At 66.6% G+C, this 8789-nt stretch carries 10 protein-coding genes; 3 read left to right on the forward strand and 7 right to left on the reverse strand.

Annotation, left to right across the window (positions count from 1 at the left end):
• Positions 1–208 (reverse strand): ACT domain-containing protein (locus tag QOC69_RS09410; protein ID WP_526438677.1); only part of this gene is annotated, 208 nt, incomplete at its 3' end.
• A gap of 132 nt (positions 209–340) precedes the next feature.
• Positions 341–1174, reverse strand: coding sequence for an alpha/beta fold hydrolase (locus QOC69_RS09415; protein WP_526438679.1), 834 nt, complete (start codon positions 1172–1174; stop codon positions 341–343).
• 337 nt (positions 1175–1511) lie between these two features.
• Between QOC69_RS09415 and QOC69_RS09420 the strand changes: the two genes are divergently transcribed.
• The 3 genes from QOC69_RS09420 to QOC69_RS09430 all read left to right on the forward strand — a co-directional run bounded on the left by QOC69_RS09420 (position 1512) and on the right by QOC69_RS09430 (position 4004).
• Positions 1512–2330: an SDR family NAD(P)-dependent oxidoreductase gene (locus QOC69_RS09420; protein WP_526438681.1), complete on the forward strand. Its 819-nt coding sequence runs from the start codon at positions 1512–1514 to the stop codon at positions 2328–2330.
• Positions 2331–2359: 29 nt separating this feature from the next.
• Positions 2360–2788 carry a Zn-ribbon domain-containing OB-fold protein gene (locus tag QOC69_RS09425; protein ID WP_526438695.1) on the forward strand — a complete coding sequence of 143 codons (429 nt, stop codon included), beginning with the start codon at positions 2360–2362 and terminating at the stop codon, positions 2786–2788.
• Between the two features lie 88 nt (positions 2789–2876).
• On the forward strand, positions 2877–4004 hold the full coding sequence (locus QOC69_RS09430; protein ID WP_526438683.1) for a phosphotransferase: 1128 nt from the start codon (positions 2877–2879) through the stop codon (positions 4002–4004).
• A 25-nt stretch (positions 4005–4029) separates the two neighbouring features.
• Here QOC69_RS09430 and QOC69_RS09435 read toward each other — a convergent pair whose 3' ends face one another.
• The 5 genes from QOC69_RS09435 to QOC69_RS09455 all read right to left on the reverse strand — a co-directional run.
• Complete coding sequence (locus QOC69_RS09435) at positions 4030–4443, reverse strand: Zn-ribbon domain-containing OB-fold protein (RefSeq protein WP_526438685.1); 414 nt, start codon at positions 4441–4443, stop codon at positions 4030–4032.
• Entirely contained in the window at positions 4440–5576 is a 1137-nt protein-coding gene (locus QOC69_RS09440) for a thiolase family protein (protein WP_526438687.1), read from the reverse strand. The genes QOC69_RS09435 and QOC69_RS09440 overlap by 4 nt, the downstream gene beginning before the upstream one ends.
• A complete protein-coding gene (locus QOC69_RS09445; protein ID WP_526438689.1) occupies positions 5573–7741 on the reverse strand; it encodes an acyl-CoA dehydrogenase family protein in 2169 nt (722 codons plus the stop codon). The genes QOC69_RS09440 and QOC69_RS09445 overlap by 4 nt, the downstream gene beginning before the upstream one ends.
• Positions 7742–7796: 55 nt before the next feature.
• Positions 7797–8405, reverse strand: coding sequence for a nitroreductase family protein (locus QOC69_RS09450; protein ID WP_526438691.1), 609 nt, complete (start codon positions 8403–8405; stop codon positions 7797–7799).
• Between the two features lies 1 nt (position 8406).
• A partial coding sequence (locus QOC69_RS09455) for a hypothetical protein (protein ID WP_526438693.1) occupies positions 8407–8789 on the reverse strand: 383 nt, incomplete at its 5' end.

An 8789-nucleotide genomic window follows, 5' to 3' on the forward strand; every position in this document is an offset into this window, starting at 1 on the left:
AGATGGTGCGCTGTACGAACGTGCCACCGGACTGTTCGGTCGAATGCTGATCGAGCGAGACGATGTTTGCCCCGGCGTCGGCCAGGAAGGCGCTGACGGCCGCCACCAGTCCGGGCCGATCGCCGCAGCGCAGCAACAAGCGGCCGACGTCCTTGACCGGCAACGCCCCTGGACCGACCTCGGGGTACTGCCCACCGACCGCCGCCATGGCCCCACCTCCCTAAGCGCCAACCCGAGTTCTTGCTGCTGCGCGCCCCGGCGAACAGCGGGTATTCACAGAGTGAAGCATGACGACGCCGTCGAGTGGCTACATTGGCTCGTCGAGGACCAGACCGGGGACCTAGCCTCCCTTGACGCGATCCACGATCAGGTCCGCCACCAGGTCTGGCTGCTCCTCGGGGATCCAGTGCGAGCCGCCGACGACCTCGAACCGGTAGGAGCCGGTGACGTAACGCTCGCACAGCTCGGCGCACCGGCGGCCGAGAGCGATGTCATCGGTGCTCCACACGTATGTGGTTGGTAGCGAGACCCTTTGAAGGTGTCTCCGGGAACTGAAGGGTATCCCCCGGTACCAGTTGATGGCCGGGGTCAACGCACCGCTCTCGATGACATCGGTGTGTACCTGCCGGATGGCTTCGGCATCCATTCCGCTCTCGCGCAGCATTCGATCGGTTTGCTTCGGGAAGCGACGCAGCACGGTGTCGGGCAGCCATGGAATCTGGAACATGGCCATGTAGTACGACTTCAGCGCCTGACTGCTGCTGAGCAGAGACCGCAGATACGCCCTTGAATGAGGCACGGAGACCGCGGTGAGAGTCCTGAGGAGTTCGGGGCGCCCGGCGGCAGTCGCCCACGCGACAACGGCACCCCAGTCGTGGCCGACGAGATGCACCGGTGCCCCCACGGCGGCAACCAGTGCGGCGACGTCGCCGACGAGCGCGCCGATCCGATGGGCGAAGCGGCCCCGCGGGCGGGCGGTCGGCGTGTATCCCCGTTGGTCGAAGACCAAGGTGCGGTAGCCGGCCGCGTGCAGACGCGGCGTGACCGCATCCCACGACTTCGAGGTCTGCGGAAATCCGTGCAGGAGAACCACGATCTCACCGTCGGCGGGTCCCTCGTCCCTCACTGGGAACGTGTAGCCGTCGTTGGCGAACTCGCGGATGCGCTCACTCATCGTGATCGCGCTGGCTCATGCTGATGGTCCTTTCCCAGGGGCGAAGTGCGCCTTGACCGTTGATCAGGAAACTATGCCCGCCAGCTGACACAAAGGCGTTGAGGGGGCCGAATGCGCGATGGTGACCGACCTGTCAGGGCTGCCCATGCTCTTGCTGCTGCACACCCCAGCGAACAGCAGGTATTGACAGAGTGAAGCATGGCGACACCATCGAATGGCCACATGGCCAGCTCAAGAATTTGGCGGGAACTGGCGTCTCCGACCCGCCCCCGGTACAAATAAAGCGATAAATAGTTTACGGTTTAGGTGACATCGGTGTGAAGGAGGCCATTGGAGCGTGCGAATCATCGTCACGGGCGGAAACAGTGGCGTCGGAAAGGCGACCGCGAGCGCGATGGCCGCCGCAGGCCACGACGTCGTCATCGCGTGCCGGACCCTGAGCAAGGCGCAAGAGGCCGCGGCGTCGATGCCAGGCGACGTCGAGGTGCGCGAGCTGGACCTGGCCGATCTCACCAGCGTGCGCAAGTTCGCCGACACCGTCGACTCCGTCGACGTGCTGGTCAACAACGCCGGTGTGCTTGGCCTGCCGCTGACCCGCACGACCGATGGTTTCGAGGCACACATGGGTATCAATCACCTCGGGCACTTCGCGCTGACGTGTCTGCTCGGCGACCGGATCCGAGATCGCGTCGTGGCGGTGTCCAGCACCAACTACAACACTGCGCGCATCCACTTCGACGACCTCAACTATCACCACCGCAAGTACAACCCCTGGTCGGCATACGGGGAGTCCAAGCTCGCGAACCTACTGTTCGTGCGCGAATTGGTGGCCCGGGGAAAGACCGCGTACGCCTCGGATCCCGGGATGACGAACACGTCGATCACCCGCGATGGTTCCGGCGTGCTGCAGTGGGCAGGCCGGGTGATCTCGCCGCACGTCGCCCAGCGCCCGGCTGACGGCGCCCGCTCGACGATTCAGGCGATCACGACCACGCCGCCCAACGGCACCTACCTTGCCCCGCGCGGGCTGATGCACCAGTGGGGCACCCCGAAGCCGACCGCTCTGAAGGACAAGGCGGTCGATCCGGAAAGCGCGAGGAGGCTCTGGGACATGTCGGCCGAATTGACAGGTTGCGAGTGGCAGGCCGATTCGTGACGGCCGCCTCCGAATACCAACGACCCCAGATGCGGTTGGCGCCCACCCCGACAGCGGAGTCCCGCGCATTCTGGACTGGCGGCCAACGCGGCGAACTGCTGATCACCCGCTGCCACGGTTGCGGGCATTTCTTCCACCCGCCGGGGCCGGCGTGCTGGCGTTGTCGCAGCATGGACGTCGCGCCGGAGCCGGTGTCCGGCAAGGCCACCGTTGCGGCCTATACGGTCAACCGGCAGAACTGGATTCCAGGTTTCGAGCCGCCCTATGTGGTGGCCATGGTCGAGTTGGACGACGAGCCCGACGTCCGGCTCATCACGAACGTCGTGGGCGTGCCCGTGGACGACGTCCGGGTCGGCATGGCCGTCGAGGTCTTCTTCGAGGACTGGACCGCGCTGTCGGGCGAGGAGGACAGCCGGGTGTGGGTGCCGCTGTTCCGTCCCGTTCCGGCCCTTACCTGATCCCGCCCCGCTCATTCGGGCGTCGGCGACGCCCGCCGCTGCTATTGTGACAGTCGACTGCCACATTGGCTCGAGACGAGGACACTTGATGACCAGCCCAGCCCTGCCCGTCATGCTGAACTCCCCCGACGACCTGACGCCCGAGGTGTTGACCTCCCTGCTGCGCCGGCACCGACCCAGCGTGACGGTCACCGAGATCCGGGTGCGCAGCACCTGGCAGGGCACCACATCGCATCTGCACGTCGACGTCGACTACGCCGAACCCGACAACGATTTGCCCCGAAGGCTTTTCGTGAAGACGCAACTGAGCACGGTGCACGACCTGCCTGCCGCCGTCGATGAATCGCTCTCCCAGGGTGGCGGTGGGGCAGTGCTGCTCGACGACGAGACGACGTTCTACCGCGACCTGCGCGACGACCTCGACGTCGAGACAATGACGACCTACTTCGCCGAGCATCTCGATGGCCCGTCGCAGTTCCTCATCCTCGCCGAGGACATCACCCTGCGCGGCGCGCAGGTGCCTGACGCGGTCGCCGGGCTGTCCGTTGAGCAGGTCGACGAGCTGCTACGCACGTTGAGTCAGGTCCACGCGCCATTCTGGGACAGCCCCCGGCTGAGGGACGACGGTGACCTGTCCTGGCTGCAACATCCCGTCACGGGCGGATTTGCGGAGTTCCTGCGCGCCAACGGGTTCAGCATCATCCGGGCGTTCCTCGAATTGCCCTACAAGAAGGCGCTGCTGGACGCCGCGGGCGAGGACGCGGATTCGATGGAAGCGGCGTTCTGGAAGCTGCAGGAACATATCGCCGGCACAGCCGGCGATCCGATCACACTGCTGCACGGCGACCCGCATCCGCGCAACACCTACGTTGTGCCCGGCGGACGGATGGGTGTCCTTGACTGGCAACTGGTTCGGCGCGGCTCGTGGTCACACGACGTCGGCTACGCGTTGATCGGAGCGTTGCCGCCCGAGTTGCGCCGCAACCACGAACGCGACCTGCTCGACGGCTACCGGGGGCGACTGCGCGACGCGGGCGTAGCGGTACCCGATCGCGAGCAGATGTGGACCGCCTACCGGCGCAGCCCAGCATGGGGGTTCTGCATGTGGGCGATCACGCCCGATCAGATGTACTCCGTCGAGATCGTCGAGACCGTGCTCGGCCGATTCGCAGAGGCTTACGCCGACCTCGGCACCGGCGCGCTGCTCACCTCCTAGCGCTCGCGCGAAAGGGGGGGGCTTGCTATGTGACAATGAATTCGGGTATCCGGTAGCCGCTTTCACCGAGGTCGACGATGCGGAGTTCGACCTGCTGCCCGATTCGCACGTCGGCCGGATTGGCGTCGACGACGGCGTTGATCCGCAGCCCTGGCTGCTCGGCCAGTTCGATCAGACCGACGACGTACGGCGGCGTCCGGCCGGGTACCAGCGCTTGGCGGACGACGATGTAGCTGAAGATCGTGCCTTCGCCACTGACCTCCTCGAAATGCACGGGGCCACCGGTGAATCGACTGCGCTCAAGGGGTGGATGGATCCACTTCCCGGTGTCGTCGCAGCGGCACAACACGAGTTTGCCGTTCTTGAGGCCCTCCCAGTACGGCGCGGTATCGGGATCGGGGACCGGAATCGGGGGCAACAGACCGGGATTGGATGTCATGGCTTCTCCCTGCTGTAGACGTTGGCGCCGCCGAACGGTCCGCCGCCCGCGGTGACCAGAGCGAGTTGCGCATTGTCGACCTGGCGCACGCCGGCTGCGTGCCGCAGTTGCAGCGCGGCTTCGTAGTGGTGATTGAGGCCGTGGATGTACCCCTCGGACAACAGGCCCCCGTGCGGGTTGACCACGACGTCACCGCCGTACGTCGCCCGTCCGGTCGAGAAGTACTTGCCCACCTCCCCCTTCTCACAGAAGCCGAAGCCCTCCATGGTGGCCATCACGGTGTAGGTGAAGCAGTCGTACATGCAAGCCAGATCCATGTCGGCCGGGCTCAGGCCGGTCTTGTCCCAGATCTTCGGACCGGCTGTCTGCGAGTACATCTCGGTGGGGTCGCTCCACTCGGTCCAGCCCGCACCGCCCTGCGAGTTCGACGAGCCGACCAGCCACATCGGGGGCTGTTTGGCGTTGCGGGCGACGTCCTCGCCGGTGATCAGGATGGCCACCGCGCCGTCGACCTCCGACGTGCAGTCCAGCACGCGGAACGGTTCGTTGATCCAACGGGCGGCGAGATAGTCGTCCATGGACAGCGGCTCGCGCCGCAGCGCATGCTCATTGGGCCCGGCGTGTGCGCGCTGGGTGATCGCGATCTGCCCGAGATCCTCTGAGGTGGAGCCGTATTCGTGTTGGTGACGCCGGGCCCACATGGCGAACCACTGTGGCGGCACCAAGAAGCCCGACGCAGTGTCGAACTGGTCGTGGTGGGGCACCTGCATCGGGCCCTCGATGTGGCCGAAGCGGTACCCCGAGCGGCCATTGAGCGAGCGGTACACCAGCACCGCCTTGCACATGCCTGCCTCGATCACCGCGGCGGCGGTGGCGATCTGGTCGGCCACCAGATTGCCGCCGCCGTACATCGCGTTGGCCCAGGCCAACTCCTCGATGCCGAGCGCCCAGCCCACGAAGATGGGCTGCTCGGAGTCGTTGGCCATGAAGGTGCAGATTCCGTCGACGTCCGCCGTGGTCAGACCGGCATCGGCGATGGCATCCCGGCAGGCGGCCACCGCCATCCCGCGGGTGGTTCGGCCCGAGTTGCGGCTGTAGGTCGTGCGTCCGATTCCAACTACGGCACAGGTCATGTCGATTCCCCGATCTGCTTCGGTGCCGGATCGCGCGGCAGCCCGAGGATGCGTTCGGCGATAAGGTTTCTGACGATCTCCGACGTGCCACCTGCGATGGTCAGGCACCGGCTGAACAGGTAGTCGTGCACGACGTCGGACTCGCCGCCGACCAGGATGGCCCGGCTGGCGATGCGCAATCCCAGCTCGGCAACGCGCTGGGCGTGCTCGGCGCCGAAGAGCTTGGCGATGTTGCCTTCGATGCCCGGCCCGGCATCGAACACCGCCCGCGCCACCTGCCGCAGGTTCAGGGTGGCCAGCGTGTAGGCCTCGGTGAGCAGCGCACCGACTTCGCGCGCGAGGCCTGTGTCGCCTGCCCGGTGGCGGGTGAGCAGATCGATCAGCGCGTCGGCGGTCATGGTGACCGAACCGCCGCCGATGGACACCCGCTCGTTGCCGAACGCCGCCATCGCCACCGTCCAGCCGGCGTTCACCGCCCCGACCACATCGTGGTCAGGCACGAACACGTCGTTGAGGAACACCTCGTTGAACAGCGTCTCGCCGGTGATCTCGGTGAGCGGGCGGATCTGCACGGCCGGATCGGCGAGGTCGATGATCATCGTCGTGATGCCCTTGTGCTTGGCCACACTCGGATCGGTGCGCACGGTGGCCAGACCGCGCTGGCAGTTCACCGCGTCGCTGGTCCACACCTTCTGGCCGGTCAACACCCAGCCCCCGTCCACACGCTTGGCCTTCGTGGCGACCGCGGCGGCGTCCGATCCGGCACCGGGCTCGCTGAACAGCTGGCACCACCGCAGCTCACCCTCGAGGCTGGGCCAGAGCAGCCGCTCGACCTGTTCGGCGCTACCGTGCTGCAGCAGGGTGGGCACCACCCATTCGCCGAGGCCGAGGCTGGGCTTGTCCAGGCCGTGCAGGGTGTCCTCGATGATCAGTTGCTCGACGCTGTCGGCGCCCCGGCCGTAGGGCGTGGGCCAGTGCGGCTGCAGGTAACCGCTGCGCGCCCAGAGCTTCTGGCGTTCGTCGGCGTAGGCCACCTCGAGTTCCGAGCGGAAATCCAGTGCAGCCTGCCGATACTGCTCGGCCTCGTCGGGCAGGTCGACCGTGTGGCCCCGACGCACCCCACTGATCTGCAGCTCGACGACCTTGTCCCGCAGCGCATCCTGGCCACCGGCGAAGGCCTGTAGCACCGTGGCTCGCCTGATGTAGAGGTGGGCGTCGTGCTCCCAGGTGTAGCCGATACCGCCATGCACCTGCACGTTCTGCAACGCCACCCGCTGATAGGCGGTGAGAGCATGCCCCGCGGCCATCATGACGGCCAGGTCCGCCTCCGCGCCGACGGCGCGCGCGGCATCCCAGGTCGCGGCGACGGCGAGCTCGGTGTCGACGAGCATGTTCGCGCAGTGATGCTTGATCGACTGGAAGGAGCCGATCGGCCGGCCGAACTGCTCGCGGGTGGCGGCGTACGCGGTGGCCATCTCGGTGCAGGCGCTCAGCCCGCCGGCCGCCTCAGCCGCGGCCAGCAACCGTGTCATCCTGGCGGCGACGGTGGCCGCGCCCGCGAATACCTCGGCAACCGGTACGTCCGATAATTCGAGGACGGTGACCGGGCGCATCAGCTGATCCACGGATTCGGCGCGGGTCGCACGGACCGAGTTGCCGGCTTCCACGAGCAGAAGATCCTCGCCAACCGGAAGCAGGAACAGATCGGCACTCAGCTCCCCGAGTGTCGCAACGGCGGTGACGCTGACGGTCGAATCCGACAGCCGGGCATCGCTTTCCGTCCCGATGCCCGCGGTTGCATCTCCCGAGACGAGCCGTGGGAGCCACCGCGCACGCTGCTCATCGGTCCCGACCTCGGCGATCACGGCAGACACCGCCACCGTCGGAAGGAACGGACCGCCGACCGCCGCACGGCCGAGTTGCTCCGCGACGATGGTCAGCTCGGGCAGTCCGTAGCCCTGCCCGCCGAACTGTTCACCAACGTGAAGACCCAACCACCCGGTGGAGACGATCTCCTTCCACAGACCGTCGTTCTCCCACCACCGGCCGGACTCATCGGACTCCAGCAGAATGCGTCGGGCGTTGGCGACGCCGCCGCGGCCTGCCACCATCGACTTGGCGACGTCGGCCAGCGCGCGGTGGTCTTCGGTTAGTGCCAACGGCATGTGACGGCCTCACTTGTTGAGTTTGAGTCGGATCGGTCGAATTACGTAGCTCGAATTACCATGCGGCGCCGAACTTCTCGCGGTAGGTGACCTCGCTGGCGGGTCGACGGCGGGGTGCCGACAGCCTCTTCGCCGGCGGCCCGAGGTATACGGCGGCCATCGGCAACAGGGTGTCCGGCAGTCCGAGGCGCCCCCGGACGCGGTCGACACCGAACGTGGTCAGCCCGGTGGTCAGGCAGGACCCGTATCCGAAGTCGGCCGCGGCCAGCAACAGGTTCTGTACAGCCGGGTAGATCGACGCCGCCGCGTATATCTCCATGACTCGTTCGGTGTCGGCGCAGACCACGATGACGACCGGTGCGGCGGCGAATCCGCCGCGGTTGAAGCCGTATTCGAGGTCGTTGATCAGGGCCTGGTCGTCCAGGCTGCCCTTGATGAAGTCGCCACCGCCGGCATTCCACGTCTCGGTCCACCAGTCGGCCAGCAGCTTCCGGCTCTCCTCGTCGCGGACCACGATGAACGACCAGGGCTGGGTGTTCTCGGCGCTCGGCGCGTGCACCGCGGTCTGCAGCATCTGCTCGATGTCGGAGTCGAGCACCTTGCCATCCGGGTCGAATCGCCTGCAGGCGCGCTGCGCCCGCATCACGGCTCGGAGCTCGGTCACGTCAGTCGGCCACCCGTCGTTCACCGCGAGGCGTCCAGCCCGTCATCGAGACAGTGGTCAGGTCGAGCGTCTCACCCAGCGACAGCTTCCCGGACATCACCCGCTCGAGGAAGTTCGCCATCACGGCATCGGGCTCCCGATCGAGCTCGTAGATCACCAAATAGCGGTGCGTTGGCGGGGGCAGCTGTGCGGGCAGGTCCGGATCGTCGGGGACCTTCAGTTCGCTGAGGTCGTAGCGCTGTGCTGCGACCACGCCCGGAACGTCGAGCACTTCCGGTACATGGACCTCGTCGTACCACTTGTTGAAGGTGTCGTCTTCGCCCTCAATGGGATTGCTCAGGACGACGAATCGATTCTCGGCCATGGCCACCTTTCTGACAGGGC

The sequence above is a fragment of the Mycobacterium sp. genome (assembly GCF_032162105.1).
GTDB lineage: Bacteria > Actinomycetota > Actinomycetes > Mycobacteriales > Mycobacteriaceae > Mycobacterium.